The organism is Novipirellula methanifontis, assembly GCF_052161655.1.
Classification (GTDB): Bacteria; Planctomycetota; Planctomycetia; order Pirellulales; family Pirellulaceae; genus Novipirellula.
This window is the reverse complement of the sequence record NZ_CP197418.1, coordinates 7793727-7811448: the sequence shown is the minus strand read 5'-3', so window position 1 is coordinate 7811448 and position 17722 is coordinate 7793727. Positions and strand designations below refer to the sequence as shown.

The following is a 17722-nucleotide window of genomic DNA, read 5'->3' as shown; positions in this document are numbered from 1 at the left end:
TTTGCGCGGTCGGCCCTCACCCGGACGAGGCCTGAAGGGCCCGTCCGCCCTCTCCCTAGCTTCGCTCGGGAGAGGTGGCTCGTGGTATATCACCGTACCGTCAAGCCTCGCGCAGTCGAGGGGACTTGCTTCCTGTCACCTCTCCCAAACTTGTTTGGGAAAGGTCGAGCAGAGCCTTCAGCGATTGCTCGGGTGAGGGCCGTCCGAGCAATCCACGCCGAACGCCGCATCAAGTGTGCGCGGGCGGCCCTAGTTATATCGGCCTAGGCGATTACTTTCTTGTACACGTGACCTTCGTTCTCATCGATGCGTTCAGGACGGCCTTTGTTGACGTAAATCAATTTGCGATGGTCGATTCCCATTAGATACAAAATCGTGCTGTGTAAATCATGTACATGCACTCGATCCTCAACCGCGTGCAAGCCGACTTCGTCCGTCGCTCCGTAAGCTTGCCCCGCTTTGACGCCGCCGCCTGCCATCACCATCGTGAATCCGGTGGGGTTGTGATCGCGGCCGTTCCCCTGTTCGCTCATCGGTGTGCGTCCAAACTCGCCACCCCAAACGACCAAGGTTTCATCGAGCAATCCGCGACGCGCCAAGTCGGTCAACAATCCGGCCACAGGCTTGTCCATGCCTCGGCACATCTTTGTATGGTTCGATTCGATGTTGCTATGCGCGTCCCATTGACTGCCCGCCCCATGGTACAGCTGAATAAACCGCACACCACGTTCGACCATTCGCCGCGCCAATAAACAATTACGACCGAATTCTGACGTTTCTTTCTCGTCCATCCCATAAAGCGATTTCGTTTCAGCCGTTTCTTGCGACAAATCGACCGCCTCGGGAGCGTGGCTTTGCATCTGATAACCCAGCTCGTAACTTCGGATCCGGGCTTCGAGCTCGCTGTTGTCGCGGCGCGTCTGCATGTGCCGACTGTTGATTGCGGAAAGGTAATCGAGTTCGATACGCTGTTGTCGCGGATTGACGTGTTTCGGTACGTCCAAATTGGCAAACGGAGTGCCTTCGATCTGCATCTGGGTTCCCTGGTAGATCGCCGGCATGAAACCGGTGCCCCAGTTTCTCGGGCCGTTAACCACGGCTCCCTTGTCTTGCATCACAACAAAGGCAGGCAGGTTCTGGTTTTGCGTCCCCAGCCCATACGTTACCCAGCTGCCCAGCGACGGTCGGCCGGCAAACTGGGTTCCCGTGTTCATCTGGCACACGCCGCCGGAGTGGTTGATTCCGTTGGTCCAGCAAGACCGGATCACTGCCAAATCATCCGCTCGTGTCGCCATGTGCGGTAACCAATCGGAAATCCACTGCCCGCTTTCGCCGTGCTGTTTCCATTTCCGCTTTGACTCCAGCACCGGTGAATCGAATTCACCCATTGCCGTGATCACGCGACCGAAACTATCCGGCAACGGCTTGCCTGCCAACTTTTGCAGCGCAGGCTTTGGATCGAACGTGTCGATGTGACTCGGGCCACCCTCCATGAACAAAAAGATCACGCTCTTGGCCCGCGCCGGGTGGTGCGTCAACTTGGACATCAGCGGCGATGCTGGGGCGGTGGATTCGGATGCCGAACCGACACCCTGCAGCATCCCCGCCAGCGCGACTGCTCCGAATCCAGTCCCGCTGTTTAGCAGCATTTCGCGTCGTGAATAAGTGGATGTCATTGAAGGTTTCCTTGTAGGTTTTTCATTGTCGTTGATCGCTCCGCGATCATAACGCAAGGGTCATCAAACGCCACGTTTCTCAGTAGGGCCGGTTCCCACCGGCCGATCACATTAGCCGATCACAAACCGGCCGGTAGGAACCGGCCCTACTTACTAATCGACATATATAAATTCGTTGGAATTCAGCAGCGCGTGCACTAGTGCCACGCGAGCTCGTTGACTCGGCGGAGCGACGGTCGAATTTTTGATACTCGCCCAAGCATGATGTTTGTTACCCGACGAATCGAAACCGATGCTGTCTTTGTTCTCGAACTGCCAATCAATCACGTAGCGAGGCAGCCCTTCGACCGAATCCGCTTGTGCGATTTTCGTCAGATCACGAGCCTTGGCTTCAATTCGGATGTTGTCGATCAATCCATCCCATTGATGTTGGCCAAAACGATCGCCAATTGTCAGATCATTGTCGGGACGAATCTCTTGCGTGACCGTGTGTTTCGCATGTGCCACTTGTAACTTGGCATCCTTGTCCGACAGATCTCGCATGTAAAACGTGATCCCCTTTTCCGAGGTGTCACCGAGCTTGATACTGGCGGCGACGTAATACGGTTTATTGAGTTCTGGTCGTAAGTTCGACGCGACGACTTCATAATGAAGCTCGTCGCCCGCGGCTGTCTTGCCCACCAATTGCAGGATCAAGTTGCGTGGTTTGTAAGAACTCTTGGCTGATGTCACCCCCAGCGACCAGCCGGCGCGTTTCGGACTGCCGTTCCAGTGCCCCACGATCGTGCGGACGTTGGCGTCTTTGTAGAGTGATCGCAACAGCACGGTGGCTTCGACGGTAAAGTCCCCATCGGGAAGCTCTTTCGATGTCGCCAGACTCATGCGGATCGGACCGCCTGGTTTCAGATCCACCGCTGTGCCGGACGTCGTCGGCATCGACACCAAGGTTTCGATTTTTGGCCCCTTTTCTTCCGGAGTCGCCGCGGCGTAGTGCTCCAAAAACTCCAGCGCCATCTGGACTTCGTCGAGGCTCGTGTGACGACTCAATAGCGTTTGGTAGGCATTGGCGATCAGCATTTCTTCATCGCCACTTTGAGCGAAGCGTTTTGCGATCGCCGCCGCCCGGTCGTGGGACCAAGTGCCATTGCTTAACAGCAACGCCTGAGGCGACGTCGTGGTGCGGTGCCGTTTGCCGACACTGCGAATACGATCCGGAGCGTCAAAGGCCGCCAGTAGCGGATCGAGCGAGTTGCGGCGGACCGTTTTATAGATCGCTCGCTTCTTGGACTTCAATTCTCCGCTGGCCGTCAGCACCGCATCGGTAATCTCCTCGCCTGACAATCGCCGCGGATTCATCCGCCATAGCAATTGGTTGTTGGGATCAGCAACTGCGAGAGCTTCGTCTAGTGGACGCTGTGATGTTTGCCGATAGGTTGCCGACATCAGGATGCGGCGGTGCAGTTTCTTTAAACTCCATCCCTCTTCGATGAACCGCGAGGCAAGCCAGTCCAAGAGCTGCGGGTGCGTCGGCGGGACGCCCAGTTGTCCAAAATCGCTGGACGTTTCCACCAGTCCCACACCAAAGTGCTGTTGCCAAATGCGATTGACGATCACGCGAGCGGTGAGCGGGTTTTCTGGACTGGCGATCCATTCGGCGAGCGCCGTGCGGCGGCCAGTCGAACGTAGCGATGCAGGCGGCGGCGTAATCTCGGCGTCGGATTCGTCGAGCAAGGTAATAAAGCCCGGCGCGATCGGCGTTTTGTCTTTGTCGTCGGTGATATAAGTCACCGGCGCGACCGGGCCGACATCACTGCCAACAAAATCGATAGTGGGTAGAGGTGCCGGTTTGATCGAGTCAAACTCAGCGAGCTTTTTGTGCAGTTGTTGGCGTTCGGCTTCTTGTTCCTCGCTCAACCACTCAGACAACTTGTCGTACAGCAAGTCGAATTGCCGCTCGGCCAATGATGCAATCTGGTGTTCGTAAGGAGTTCGTTCGTGCGGCAGCTTGTGGATCATCTCCTGGATTTCGGGGATGAATTTGTCTGCCTTCTCACGCGTTGCATGTTTGATCGCCACGGGATACTCGATTTCCCGCAACCGTGCGCGAATCTCGGCCGTGGCCGCTTCCCATTTCGCGTACTGCTCTTGATAGATGCGGCGTGTTTCGGCGTCAGCCACCGGATGATCCTCGGCAGGCTGAAACGCGGCAAAGAATCCCTTCATGCGGAAGAAGTCTTTTTGCAACAGCGGATCAAATTTGTGGTCGTGGCAGCGAGCACACTTCAATCCCTGAGCCAGGAAAACGTCACTCGTGGTTTCAGTGATGTCGTGCAATATTTCGTGCCACTGCGTCTCCACATCCCGTTGGTTGTGTTCATAGATCCAGTGTCTCATGTACATCGTCGCGACGTGGGCGTCACGGTTACCGGGATCAATTTCGTCGCCGGCCAATTGCTCGCGGACGAATCGGTCGTACGGTTTGTCTTCGTTGAACGATCGAATCACATAGTCGCGGTAGTGATGTGCATGAGGCCGTGCATGATCAGCACGATAGCCGTCCGAATCGGCATAGCGAACAAGGTCCAACCAAAACCGTGCTTGGTTCTCGCCGTACGCGTCGCTTTGCAGCAACTGATCGACCATCGCCTCGTAGTCGAAATTGGGCGAGCCGGCTGTGCGAATCGCAGCCGCGTCGGGCGGCAGTCCCGTGATCGCGAAATGGATACGACGAACCAATGTTTGCGGATCGGCCTGGAACGATGGATCAAGCTTTTCGTTTTCGAGTCGCGCCAGAATAAAACGGTCTAGATCGCCACGACACCACTCGTCACGTTCGGTCGCGGGCGGTTTGGGATCGGTGATCGGTTGGTAGCACCACCAAGCACGGTCCTCGTCAGTGATTTTAGGCAGCGGTTTCAGCATCACATCCGCTGGCCACGGAGCACCCGCGGCGATCCAGTTCACCAGCCCGTCGATCAATTCGTTTTCGAGCGGTTCTTCGGGCGGCATTTCGAATGATTCGTACCGCAGTGCCTCGACCAGCAAGCTTTCGTTTGGCTTACCGACAACGATGGCTGGCCCCGATTCGCCACCTTTGAGCAAGTCGTCGAGCGACGTCAACCGCAGCCCGCCTTCTTGCTTGGTTTCTCCGTGACATGAGATACAGTGCCGCATCAGGGTCGGACGCACATGGATCTCAAACAGATCGTGTTGTTCGCGAGAGAGCTGTTGGCCAACAGCGATTCCACAAACGAGCCAGCCGGCAAAAAGGGCAATCGGAATACGATACACAGGTAGGAACCGTTAGAGGTGGGACAGTCGCCAATGTCGTTAATCGCTCCGCGATCATGACGTTTTCAGACGTCATCGCGTTTTGATCGCGGAGCGATCAACGACAATTTTTAGCTTGATGTCAAGGTAGGAACGGCAGGGGCAAGCCAAAATCCGCCACCCCCCGATTATACACAATCCATAGAGTAGTAGGGACAGCGTTTTTAAATCCCCGTGCTGAAAGATCGGCGAGCCCCAAAACTCGCATGTTTTTCGCTTCCGCACCTAAAATGTAGCGAAACTCGCGAAGAGTTTCGGCGGGCACGGGTGTTTCGGCCCGTGGAAGCGAAAAACTGGAACCGCTTTCCCTGAATGCCATGGCATGGGGGATTTAGGGCGTCATGCTGCGCAGTAATGCGTCCAGGTCGAGTTTGACGTAGGGGCGGTTGGCGGCCGGTTCCTGGTGAGTGGCATTGGCGACGTAAAAAACGCCGTCTTCGGGGATGAACAGAACGTTGTGTAGGTTCGACTTCATCGCCACGGGGCGACTCATTAGCCATTGAGCTACCTCGACGTCGATCTCGCCGTATCGCTGCTGGATGCGTTCTCGCAGTGCTTCGAGTCGCGAACCCGATGACAATGCCAGCACCTCGGGGATTCCTTCGCCGAGTCGCTGGTCACTTTGTCCCGGCATGATGAACTCGATCGAATTGGGATCCGCTGCGACACCGACCGCTCGCTTGCTCTTCCCGTCGGCGAACACGTAGTAGTACTCACACGTCCGCGGGCTGTCGTGCCAAAGCGTCATCACGTCGTCTAGTGTCGAGCACTCCTCGAGCGCCCGCCGCATTAAAGTTGCCATCGGAACGCCGTCCCATTGGCCTTCGCCATGACCGCCCATTTCGCCGAGTGAAATCGCTTGGTCGTTCATTCCGCTGACGCTGCCGATGAATCCGGCATAGCCAATATTCGCAAACGCATGCTTCCCGTCGACCGCAACAATAAAAGTGGTCGCAGCGTCTTGCAGCCCAATCGTGGTCATGTAATCCAAAACGCGGCCATGATAAAGTTTGCCATCCTTGCTCGCGGCGCCGGAGACGGCGAAGCCGGAACAATGAAACAGCTCGGGAAAGACATTGATCGCGTGTGCCGTTGATGGATCGATGTTGATCGCCTTGGCAAACGCCAATGTTTCACGTTTGTGATCCTCAGGAATGTGCGGCGCAAGTCGAGCGTATGCCGCGTCAAGATCGTGACGGAACCATCGCCCGGTGCGAATGGTGTTCACGGTTCCAAAGGTGTAGAGCACCGAATCGATACACCGCTGCGACTCAGCGGAGAGCAAGCGGCCATGGGCGTCGCCGATTTCTTCGGGGGTTCCATTGAGCAACACGATTCGTTGCCCCTCGATCCAGCGAAGCTCACCAGCGGGGACTTTGCGGGCTTTTTGCTGTGGCGACGTCAGCAACCGTGACGGCGACAGAATCTCCAATGCCCGCCGAGTCCCGCGAGCGATGCTGCGTTCGAGTTCCTGGCGTTTGAGCACCACAATCTTGAAATCTGACCAGTCGTCCACTTTTGCCATCTCAGGCAAGCTGTCTTGGATCGTCAACGCCGCACGGTGCTGATCGCCGACATTGATCTCAATTTGCTTGCCGTCGTTGTGGAATTGTAAAGATGTGTCGTCGCGGAGTGTCCAGTGCTGACGATCCGCGTTGAAGTCCATCTTCAATAGCCCCGTCAACATGTGGCCGACCGCCGCGGAATCGGTTTGCTGAAGCATCGGCACGACCATCGTCAGCATCGAGCCGCTTCCGACCAAGCGGTCCGTGATCCCCAGCGGTGACAGTTGGTCCGATACGTCAACATCGCCCGAACCGAGAAAGACGGTTTTATGGTGAGGCAGCGCAAACGCGGTCGCACCGGGCCGCCGGCGAATCCGCACGCTGTAGTCGCTATGGATCAGGTCCAAGTCAAACGAATGGTCGTCGAAACGAACCAGTCGCCCGTCAACGTGTTGGACTTTGCCATCGATGAGCACATCAATGTCCACCACCACCGAAAAGGATTCGGAACGTCCTGACAAACAAGAAAGCAGTGGCTGCAGATTGTCGCCCAGTCGTTGGGAGTCCGTTTCTGCGTGAGCAGCCGTCACGATGGTGGTAAACGCGATAAAAAACGCACACGCACGTGCTAAAAATGCAGTCATCATGAACTCGACGAGGGTGGGATTTCCAGAAATTGCGGTATTTTGCCAGTCGCTTCCCCTGCCAGGGCGTTCGGAGGCGAGGATGCAGGGTTGATTGTAATGCAATCGCAGGCGGCGAGTAACGAGAGTAAGCATTTGAGCAGAACAATCTTGCGACTCTAGCATCTTGCGGTCGTCGGCGATTAAACTAGTAACCTACTTGCCCCACTGCCCACCCTCCTTTTTTGGGAATCTCACCGTGAACCGTCTGCTCCTGCTGACTCTATTGACTTGTCTTTGTTCGAGTGCCTGTTTTGCGGAGGACAAACCCGACGCTTGGCAAGAAAAGAAGACGCAGCACTTCAAACCACTCAGCGACGAACAGCTAAGCAAAATCGAAAGTGCGGTTCCCAAGCAATTGGCCGCCCAGCCGAAGCAGGCACGTCGCGTGTTGGCGTTCTACCGGTGCGAAGGATTCGTTCACAGTTCGATTCCGTTTGCCAACGAAGCGATCCAAAAAATGGGCAGCAAAACAGGGGCGTTCACCGCCGATCTGGCAGATACCTACGATGTTTTCACGCCTGAGAATCTACGGCAGTACGATTGCATCCTGCTGAACAACACGACTGGCATGCACTTTGAAACTCCGGCTCAGCAGAACGCGTTTCTGGATTTCATCTCGGGCGGCAAAGGATTGGTCGGCTTGCACGCTGCGAGCGACAACTTTGGCCGTCATCCAGAGTGTCGTGCGATCGTGGGTGGCGAATTCGGCGGCCATCCTTGGACTGCAGGCGGTACCTGGGCTTTCAAATTGGATGATCCCAAACACGTGTTGAACAAGGCGTTTGATGAGCAAGGATTTTGGCACCAAGACGAAATTTACCAATACAAAGCCGATTCGTATGAAGGGCCGGAAGTGCTTCGGATCCTGGTCAGTTTGGATATGAGCAAGGAAGAGGTCTCGAAGCAAATCAAAGACGGGCCACGTGAAGTGCCGGTATCGTGGATTCGCACCGCGGGCGACGGACGTGTGTTCTATACCAATCTTGGGCACCGCAACGAAACGTTCAGCAATCCTGTGGCGCTGAAACATATGCTCGACGGGATCCAGTACGCGATGGGCGATCTCGAAGCCGACGCCACCCCGACGGCGAAAGCCGAACCGACCAGCGCGGCGTTGGCGCCGGCCAAGTGAGGTCTGATTGCCGGGGGCTCACACAGACACCTCGCCCGAGCGCAGCTGGGGAGAGGTCGGACGGGCCCTTTCGGCCTCGTCCGGGTGAGGGCCGACCGTGCACGCTTGATTCGGCGTTCGATTTTGGATTGCTGGGTCAGCCCTCACCCGAGCAATCGCCAGAGGCTCTGCTCGACCTCTCCCAAACAAGTTTGGGAGAGGTAACATGCCGCAAGCTACCTCGCCCGAGCGCAGCTGGGGAGAGGTCGGACGGGCCCTTTCGGCCTCGTCCGGGTGAGGGCCGACCGCGAACGCTTGATTCGGCGTTCGATTTTGGATTGCTCGGACGGCCCTCACCCGAGCAATCGCTAAAGGCTCTGCTCGGGCCACTTCTCAAACAAGTTTGGGAGAGGTGACATACCGCAGTCACCTCTCCCGAGCGCAGCTGGGGAGAGGTCGGACGGGCCTTTTGGGCCTCGTCCGGGTGAGGGTCGACCGCGCACGCTTGATTCGGCGTTCGATTTTTGATTGCTCGGTTAGCCCTCACCCGAGCAATCGCCGGAGGCTCTGCTCGACCTCTCCCAAACAAGTTTGGAAGAGGTGACATACCGCAAGACAACTTTACCGCGAACCACCTCTCCGATACTCCCATTCTTCCCCTCTCCTACCCCCGAGTTCCAATCGATGCCTCACTTGACGAATCAATTCTCTACAGCAGCGTTTAGCTGCTTGTTTGCTGTCTTGTTCACGAGCGTTTTTGCGATTGCGGAAGACCCCGTCCCCTGGTCCGCGAACCCGGACTTGGTCAAGAAGCTGAGTGCGAAACGCCCCTTCAATTACGACGAATCGAAGGTGCCTGAATACGATCTTCCCGACCCGCTGACGATGATCGATGGTACAAAGGTCAGCTCGGCCGAGCAGTGGATGACGAAACGTCGCCCCGAACTTTTGGAACAGTTCCGACACTTGGTCTACGGTCGTCGCCCGGACACTGCGTACCAAGTCACGTTCGAAACGACGGAGGAAATCGAAAACGCGTTCGATGGACTGGCCAATGGACGCAGCATGAAGGCGATCATCACCATCGACCAGCGAACGTACACGTTCCCCTTTGTCGTGTTTACGCCGAATCACACAACGGGAAAAACGCCTGCGGTGGTCGCGATCAACAATCGCTATTTCATTCCGTTGGAAAAGGCGGTGAGTGAACCGGATCCGTATTGGCCTGTGAAAACGTTGCTGCAACGAGGCTATGCGGCGGCGACCTTTTACACTTCTGACGTCGATCCCGATAACAAGAACGAATACGCCGACGGGATTCGAGCTTTCTTTGCTGACGGCAAACCGCCCACCGATGACGCTTGGCGTAGTCTGTCGGCGTGGGGATGGGGAGCAAGCCGGGTGTTGGATTATTTGTCGACCATGCCCAAGATCGATGCCAACCGAGTTGCCGTGGTCGGGCACTCACGCGGCGGCAAGGCGGCAATTTGGGCGGCGGCCGAGGACGAACGATTTGCGATCGCGTACAGCAACAATTCCGGCTGTGGCGGCGCCGCGCTGTCGCGTCGCGGCTACGGGGAAACGGTCAAGCAAATCACCACCGCGTTTCCTCACTGGTTCACGCCTCAGTTTGCTGCCTACGCCAATCGCGAGAACGAGCTGCCGATCGACCAACACGAATCGATCGCCTTAGTTGCTCCGCGAGCGGTCTATGTGACCAGTTCGGATAACGATTTGTGGGCCGATCCACGCGGTGAATACGGCGCGCTCGTCGCGGCCGCCCCGGTATTTGAGTTATTGGGTAAGGAATCGATTCGCGAGGAAACGATGCCGCCGCTCGGCGGGCAGCGGATCGTGGGACAAACCGGCTATCACGTCCGTAGCGGCGACCATGGGCTTGGGCAAGTCGACTGGGATTTCTTTGTTGAGTTTATGGATTCGGTGTTGGGGTAGTGAACGCTCGTTGCCTTGCCCGAGCAGAGGTTGCGAGAGCAGCACGGCACAAGACACCTCTCCCGAGCGCAGCTGGGGAGAGGTCGGACGAGCCCTTTAGGCTTCGTACGGATGAGGGCGACCGCGCACGCTTGATGCGGCGTTCGTGCCGGCGTGCTCGGACGGCCCTCACCCGAGCATTCGCTGAAGGCTCTGCTCGACCTCTCCCAAACGTTGTTTGGGAGAGGTGGCATACCGCAGTCACCTCTCCCGAGCGCAGCTGGGGAGAGGTCGGACGAGCCCTTTAGGCTTCGTCCGGGTGAGGGCGACCGCGCACGTTTGATGCGGCGTTCGTGCTGGCTTGCTCGGACGGCCCTCACCCGAGCAATCGCCGGAGGCTCTGCTCGACCTCTCCCAAACGTTGTTTGGGAGAGGTGACATACCGCAGTCATCTCTCCCGGGTGAAGCAAGCGATTAAATTATGCGAATTGGTGATCGCGGATGCTTCAGTGGGACCAGTAACCTTGTGGTGTGCCGATACAAAAAAAGCTGGCCACGGGAATTCACCCGTGGCCAGCTTCTTTAAATTCTTGCTTATTGTGCTTGCGTTACCCGGTGCCTTACGGCCCACGGCTCACTAGAGCACGACCGGTGGCTGCTCGCCGCGAGCGCTTTGCAGCTAGCTGCAGCCCATGCTGTTGCCACAGTTGTGACAGAGGTAGCAGTTGCCGTTGCGAACGGTGATCGATCCGCAATTGTCACACGAGGGAGCGTCGATTTGGAAGCGAGCAAACTGCTGCTCCTGTGACGCCGCCGTGGTTTCGACTTGCGAGTGCCCGTTACCTTGGCCACCTCCGGAATCTTGCAAGCTCGCCAAGAACGTGGCTCGCTCGACAATCGCCACTGCCGCTCCGGCGTCTTCCTTCAATTCTTGCGTCACCCGGTTCGGTGATGCGACCACGGGGCCGTTGCCATTGTTGGTCTTGTCACCCGCTTCGCTACCGACGGCCGACGGCGAGTAGTCACCGTGGCCGCTCATGAAGGTCAGTCCCAACCATCGTGCGATGTAATCGACAACACTCTTGGCGATGCGGATGTCCTTGTTGCTTGTCATCCCCATCGGCTCGAACCGAGTGTGGCTGAACTTGTTCACAAGTACTTCCAATGGCACGCCGTATTGAAGCGCGATCGACAACGCGGTGCCGAAGCTGTCCATGATGCCACCGATCGTCGATCCCTCTTTGGCCATCGTGATGAAGATCTCACCCGGACGTCCATCGGGATACAAACCGACGCACAAGTAACCTTCGTGTCCAGCGATGCTGAACTTGTGGGTCAAGCTTTGACGCGTGTCTTGCAAACGTTCGCGACGCGGTTTGAAGACAACCTTTTCGATCGTCTTGGTGATCGTGGTAGCCGAGTCGGTGGCTCCCTTGCCCTCGCTCTTCTTGGTGTTCAGCGGTTGCGACTGCTTGCTGCCGTCACGATAGATCGCGATCGCTTTGAGCCCCAGTTCCCAACCCCAGAAGTAAGCATCGGCGATGTCTTTGGCGGTCACATCGGTCGGCATGTTGACCGTCTTGCTGATCGCACCGGAAAGGAACGGCTGAGCCGCTGCCATCATGGTGACGTGAGCCTGCCATGCGATACTGCGAACGCCGCCGTTTGGCTTGAACGCACAATCGAAAACTTTCAAGTGTTCTGGATCGAGATCCGGAGCTCCTTCGATCGTGTCGTTTTCGTCGATGTACGCCAAAACGCCTTCGATTTGAGCCTCGTCGTAGCCGAGCTTGGCGAGTCCCAGGCGAACGGTTTGGTTGACGAGTTTGAGCATTCCGCCACCGGCGAGCTGCTTGTATTTGACCAAGGCAATATCAGGCTCGATTCCGGTGGTGTCACAATCCATCATGAAGCTGATGGTGCCGGTCGGAGCAAGCACGGTGGCTTGTGCGTTGCGGAAGCCGTACTTCTCGCCAATCTTCAGCACTTCGTCCCAAAGTTCGCGGGCAGCTACTTTCAGCTCCGCAGGGCCATCGTCGTGAATGTGCTCACAAGCTTCACGATGCATTTGCATGACACCGAGCATCGGTTTTTCGTTTGCGGCGTAACCATCAAACGGTCCCACAACACCCGCGATTTCGGCACTGGTGCGATTGGCTTCGCCGTGCAGCAGTGCGGTCAACGATCCACACAAACCGCGTGCGGCGTCCGAATCGTAGGCCAAGCCCGAAGTCATGATCACGCTGCCTAGGTTCGAATAGCCGAGTCCGAGTGGACGGTACTTGTGGCTATTGCGAGCGATTGGCTCAGTCGGGTAGCTGGCGTGGTCGACCAAGATTTCTTGAGCGATGAAGTACAACCGCGAAGCGGCACGGAAGCGTTCAACATTGAACGTGCCATCGGTCTTGCTGACGAACTTCATCAGGTTGATCGAAGCCAGGTTGCAAGCGGTGTCGTCAAGGAACATGTATTCCGAACAAGGATTGCTGGCGTTGATCGCGCCGCTGTTCGGGCAAGTGTGCCACTTATTGATCGTCGTGTCGTACTGAACGCCCGGGTCGCCACAGTGCCAAGCACATTCGGCCATCTTGTTCAGCAATTCGCGAGCATCGTACTCGGGTGCCGCTTCTTTGACCTTGTCGCTGATCCAACGGGTTTGCCAGCGTTTGTTGTCGCGAACGGTTTCCATGAAATCGTCGGTCACGCGAACCGAAAGGTTGGCGTTTTGGAAACAAACGCTGCCGTACGCTTCGCCGTTAAAGTTCGACTCGTAGCCTTCGCGAATCAACGCGTGAGCCTTCTTTTCTTCGTTCCATTTGCATTCGACGAACTCGAGTACATCAGGGTGCCAAACCTTTAGCGACTGCATCTTCGCAGCACGACGCGTCTTGCCGCCACTCTTCACGACGCCGGCAATCGAATCGTAGACTCGCATGAACGACAACGGACCCGAGGGGGTTCCGCCGCCCGAAAGTTTTTCACGCTGCGATCGGATGGTCGACAGGTCGGTACCGGTTCCGCTGCCGAATTTGAACAGCATCGCTTCGCTGCACGCCAACCGCATGATGTCTTCCATGTTGTCATCAACGGATTGGATGAAACATGCCGAGCCCTGAGGATATTCGTAGGGGTTGTCGGGTTGAGCGGTGTCTTGCTTGGCTTCGTCCCAATGCCAGTTGCATTTCGAACCGACCACGTCGTATTGAGCGTGCAAACCAACATTGAACCAGACGGGGCTGTTGAAGGCACCGTGTTGATGCAAGCAAAGCCAGGTCAAATCGCGATAAAAACGTTCGCCATCTTCGGCCGAATCAAAGTAGCCGTCTTCGAGTCCCCAGTCGGTGATGGTACGGGTGACGCGGTGGATCAATTGACGAACACTTCGCTCACGTTCGCCTGGGTTTTTCGGATCGCCGTAGAAGTATTTGGAAACGACAACGTTGGTGGCGAGCTGAGTCCAGGCGGCGGGAATTTCACAGTCGTTCTGTTCGAACAACGCGCTACCGCTTTCGTCTTTGATCGTCGCGCTTCGCAATTCCCAACGTGTGGTTGCAAAGGGGGTTTGCCCATCGTCGGGACAGAATACGGAATCGATTTTCAGCCCCTCCGAGACATTGGCCCCGCTGCGTGAGCGGAGCTTTTTGCCAAATTTTGATCGCGCATACTCCACGCCATGCTGATCATTGACACGCTGCAATGCAGGGTCGTTGACGGTCGAGCTTGAGCTTTCGTGGGTGCGTTCAGATAGAACCGATGCCATCGCTTTGAGACTCCTAGAGGGGTTCGTCCGTGGGGCTTGTACCGATCGCCAAGATTTAAATCGCGATCCTCGCGAAACGTCGGATACTCACCAAATTGGTATGAGAAATGTACTTTTGTCGCCTGCAGGAGTGTGGTGTTTTGTTCACGTCCAATGGGGGATCATCCGGTTCAACCCAAGATCCCAACCCATAACGCAGCGTTTGACTAAACGCTAATGCCATCACTACCCGTAGTGCCTATCGCGGCGAAACCACACTACATGTGGGCGACTCGCGAATCTTAGGGATTGCGTGATGTGTGTCAAATCGAATTTTGACAAGGCGTTAAGTCATGACTGGACAATGGTTTACAAACATCCCTTCGACAGCCGTCGATACGCCATTTTAGTGGCCGAAAATCCCTAAGTGGTTTGCTGTTTAAGGTTTAGTGAAGTTTGATAGCATTAAATAAATTGATTTAGAAATCCGGACGGAATTTGGAAAAAGATGCGGTATGCAGGGACACTATGGCAAGCTGGGCGCTATGCGGGTGATTCGCAAAGGCACGCAATGGGGGTGGGGGCCTATGAGGTAGTGATTCCGGTTGATGAGCGCAAGTTGCTGGAGCATGCCGGAGTAAGTGGTTGCTCAGCGTCGGATCGCCAATAAGTCGGATCGCTAATACTGCGACAGGTAGCTGATGCGGCGATCGATCCAGTAGTCGGCGACGACGGTGATTGGATACAGCAGCACAAATACCCCGATGCCAATCTCCTGACTTCCCGTGACGGCGAGCAAGAGTATCGGCAATCCGAATTGAATTACCAGCAACACCAACTCGGTCACTCCGGTCGGAACGCCTCGTTTACGTCGCTTTGACTTTTGCTGGCAATGTGGACAGCGAATCCACGACGTCAGTGGCAGATAAACGCGACGGAAACGAATTGGTTCAGCACACCAGGGACATGTGACCCAGCCTGGCGTGCTCGGTGCTAATTCGTCGAGTCCCGACCTGGGCCCAGTCGGCGGGGCGTAGGGATTCGCTTCATTGTCAGGACCATGCATGGATTTCCTCTCCGAGTGCGGAAAGTCCGAGTGCGGAAAGTAATTCTCGGGTTCCGGCGTAGCTGCCGTCGCGATCGCGGCGTAAACCCACGCTCTGGCGAGCGTAGCTACGACAATAATAAACCGCACGTCCCACGCCGGTCTCGTTGCGTCCCACGCAGGCTCCTGTGCGTTCGCTCCACGACTCACTGGATGACTGGCGCCTCACCTACCTCTTAGGGATGCCAATATTGTAACGCGTTAGAATTTGGGGATCGTGTGTCAGGTCGTGTGGGGATCGCCGGGGGTATTCCAATCGCATCAAATGGCACAAGATACTGCACACAATTCAACAACTTGGTTGGTTAGGAATGACTCAAATGACACGACGCTACGCAATTTGCAACGAGACTTTTCAAGATTGGCCGCTCGAGCGTGCCGTGAAATTCGCGAAAGACGCAGGCTACACGGGCTGGGAAGTCGCTCCCTTTATGCTTTCCGATGACATTCGCTCGTTTGGCAAAGGTCAACGCGACGATTACCGCGACACCGTCACATCGGCAGGCCTGGAGATCGTTGGATTGCATTGGTTGTTGGCGAAAACCGAAGGCTATCACCTTACGACGATGGATGCGGACACCCGCAAACGAACGTCCGACTACATGATTGAACTGATTCAATTGTGCAGCGACTTAGGCGGTTCTCTGATGGTGCTGGGGTCACCGCAGCAGCGGAACTTGACCGAAGGGCAAACGATGCAGCAAGCGATGGAAAATGCGGCCGAGGTCATTTCCGGATGCGCTGACTCGCTGAAAAACCTGGACATCAAAATCGCCTTGGAACCGCTGGGGCCACAAGAAGGCAACTTTTTGAACACAGCCGCCGAGGCGAGAACATTGCAAGCGATGATCGGCAGCCCGCAGGTAGGGTTGCACTTGGACGTCAAGGCGATGAGCACCGAACCCGACCCCATTGCCAAGGTGATCGAGGACAACGCCGACTGGATGATCCATTTCCATGCCAACGACCCCAATTTGCTGGGGCCGGGAATGGGCGACGTCGATTTTCGCCCCATTTTTGCGGCGTTGGACAAGGTGGACTACGACGGTTGGGTTAGCGTCGAGGTGTTTGACTATTCGCCGGGAGCCGAGCGGTTAGTGAACGAAAGCATGCAAAATATGGTCGCTGCGCAAGCGTAGCGGGCGTTTCTCGCGTGAGGGCACTGCGGGTTTGGAGATCGTTGTTCGGCAGTGATTGGCAATATTGGCACGTTATGGTCGCGGGAGCGATCAACGACATTGGAAAGCTAAGTTGCTCTTGGGCGGCCAATCGATCACAATGAACAAATCTAATCTCGCTTCATAAACTTCTCTGCAGGTGCGGATCGGCATGTCACAACCCACCGAGCCATCCGATCACGATAGCTCAGCGAGCCCATCGGCAGAGAATCCCGCCAAGAGCGAGCCAGGCACGGGCCCGGCCGCCAATTCCAGTGGCGCCGAATCTTCCAACGGGACCGAATCGAAAGCTCAAAACCCGATGGAGGGAGGACAATGGCGGCCGGTGCGTCCCGAGGAACTGCTTCGCAAGGGTGCTCCGGCGGAGCAGACGCCGACGGAGCCTGAGGATAATCCCAAGCTGATTCGCCAACGGCGTCAGGAACTCGAAGTTCATCTCCGATCGTGTCCAACGGATCAGAATGCGTTTCGAGAATTGGCGACGATCTATCGAAAAGAGGATCGGCCGCACGAGGCCAAACGCGTGCTGAGCGAAGCGGTACGGATTTTCCCCGATGATCCTTCGCTGTTGTGGGAGCTCGAAGAGGCAAAGTTGGCGAGGTCACTGCAACAATATCGCGAAGTGAGCGATTTGGCGGGCCGGCTGAAGACCTCCGAAATGGAACGCGAGTTGAAGCGGAGTCGCGAGGATTGGGCTTATCGCCGGATCGAAGTTTGTAGTGCACGTTTGCAGCGTGATCCGTCGCTTCGTCATCTGCGGTTAGTTTTGGCCGAAGCGTATGTTGATTCCGAACAAAATGACAAAGCGATTGAGGTGATCAATGAACTGGTCGAAACCGACGAGTATTCTCCGCAGGCTTATTTGCTGAAGGGCAAATGTTTGTTGAGTCTTGGTCGCGACACCGAAGCGATGACGGCGCTGCGTGCCGCCGGGCTGCGTCGAACGGTGGTTGGCCCGCTGCCCATCCGTCTCGCTGCATTGCGACTGCTGTGCGAAACAGCGGAACGACTCGGTATTGAATTAACGCTCGAGAATTACAGACGACATTTAGCAATTGTCGAGCAAGACATCGCCAAAATTTCCGCCGCGGCAAAAATGAAACATGCTTAGTACCGCCCAAAGTCAGTTTCAAACTGCCGTCACCTTCCACTCTTTCTCGCCGCACTGAAGGCTCATCGTCATGAATCAAGCTGTCGTCGACCCCGAACAACTACGTCAATTTGCGGCCCATCTGCACCGGTTTTCCGAAGAGATGAAACAACGTTCGGCGTCGCTTGCGTCTCAGATGAACCAGCTTGAACAAACTTGGCGTGACGAGCAACAACGCAAGTTTGCGGAAGAGTTCACGACTCAGATGCGGCAAATTTCGCGGTTGATCCAATCCACCGAAGAACATGTCCCTTACCTGATGCGAAAAGCTGAACAGATTGACGCGTATCTTGGACGCTAACACAACTCG

General features: G+C 56.2%; 11 protein-coding genes. 5 read left to right on the top strand and 6 right to left on the bottom strand.

Annotated elements, in window-relative coordinates; translation table 11 throughout:
* Nucleotides 1-263 precede the first annotated feature (263 nt).
* From SH528x_RS27720 to SH528x_RS27710, 3 genes are all read right to left on the bottom strand, one after another.
* Nucleotides 264-1676 (bottom strand): DUF1501 domain-containing protein, encoded by a 1413-nt coding sequence (locus SH528x_RS27720; protein WP_442506687.1) that lies wholly within the window; start codon nucleotides 1674-1676, stop codon nucleotides 264-266.
* Between the two features lie 153 nt (nucleotides 1677-1829).
* Nucleotides 1830-4967, bottom strand: a complete 3138-nt coding sequence (locus SH528x_RS27715; RefSeq protein WP_442506686.1) for a DUF1553 domain-containing protein — start codon at nucleotides 4965-4967, stop codon at nucleotides 1830-1832.
* A gap of 370 nt (nucleotides 4968-5337) precedes the next feature.
* Nucleotides 5338-7158, bottom strand: a complete 1821-nt coding sequence (locus tag SH528x_RS27710; RefSeq protein ID WP_442506685.1) for a C45 family autoproteolytic acyltransferase/hydolase — start codon at nucleotides 7156-7158, stop codon at nucleotides 5338-5340.
* 235 nt (nucleotides 7159-7393) lie between these two features.
* Here SH528x_RS27710 and SH528x_RS27705 point away from each other — a divergent pair, with 235 nt between their 5' ends.
* Both SH528x_RS27705 and SH528x_RS27700 read left to right on the top strand, forming a co-directional pair.
* Nucleotides 7394-8329, top strand: a complete 936-nt coding sequence (locus SH528x_RS27705) for a ThuA domain-containing protein (RefSeq protein ID WP_442506684.1) — start codon at nucleotides 7394-7396, stop codon at nucleotides 8327-8329.
* A 663-nt stretch (nucleotides 8330-8992) separates the two neighbouring features.
* Nucleotides 8993-10261 carry an alpha/beta hydrolase family protein gene (locus tag SH528x_RS27700; RefSeq protein WP_442506683.1) on the top strand — a complete coding sequence of 423 codons (1269 nt, stop codon included), beginning with the start codon at nucleotides 8993-8995 and terminating at the stop codon, nucleotides 10259-10261.
* A 658-nt stretch (nucleotides 10262-10919) separates the two neighbouring features.
* On the opposite strand, the gene SH528x_RS27695 is transcribed toward SH528x_RS27700, so the two are convergent.
* From SH528x_RS27695 to SH528x_RS27685, 3 genes are all read right to left on the bottom strand, one after another.
* The gene (locus SH528x_RS27695) at nucleotides 10920-14000 is read right to left on the bottom strand and encodes a vitamin B12-dependent ribonucleotide reductase (protein ID WP_442506682.1); all 3081 of its coding nucleotides are present in this window, start codon (nucleotides 13998-14000) and stop codon (nucleotides 10920-10922) included.
* Between the two features lie 658 nt (nucleotides 14001-14658).
* Entirely contained in the window at nucleotides 14659-15045 is a 387-nt protein-coding gene (locus tag SH528x_RS27690; RefSeq protein ID WP_442506681.1) for a hypothetical protein, read from the bottom strand.
* The gene (locus SH528x_RS27685; RefSeq protein ID WP_442506680.1) at nucleotides 15032-15202 is read right to left on the bottom strand and encodes a hypothetical protein; all 171 of its coding nucleotides are present in this window, start codon (nucleotides 15200-15202) and stop codon (nucleotides 15032-15034) included. The genes SH528x_RS27690 and SH528x_RS27685 overlap by 14 nt, the downstream gene beginning before the upstream one ends.
* A 202-nt stretch (nucleotides 15203-15404) precedes the next feature.
* On the opposite strand from SH528x_RS27685, the gene SH528x_RS27680 reads away from it, so the two are divergent.
* From SH528x_RS27680 to SH528x_RS27670, 3 genes are all read left to right on the top strand, one after another.
* Entirely contained in the window at nucleotides 15405-16223 is an 819-nt protein-coding gene (locus tag SH528x_RS27680) for a sugar phosphate isomerase/epimerase family protein (RefSeq protein ID WP_442506679.1), read from the top strand.
* A 190-nt stretch (nucleotides 16224-16413) separates the two neighbouring features.
* A complete protein-coding gene (locus SH528x_RS27675; RefSeq protein ID WP_442506678.1) occupies nucleotides 16414-17373 on the top strand; it encodes a tetratricopeptide repeat protein in 960 nt (319 codons plus the stop codon).
* 70 nt (nucleotides 17374-17443) lie between these two features.
* Nucleotides 17444-17713, top strand: a complete 270-nt coding sequence (locus SH528x_RS27670; protein WP_442506677.1) for a WXG100 family type VII secretion target — start codon at nucleotides 17444-17446, stop codon at nucleotides 17711-17713.
* Nucleotides 17714-17722 lie beyond the last annotated feature (9 nt).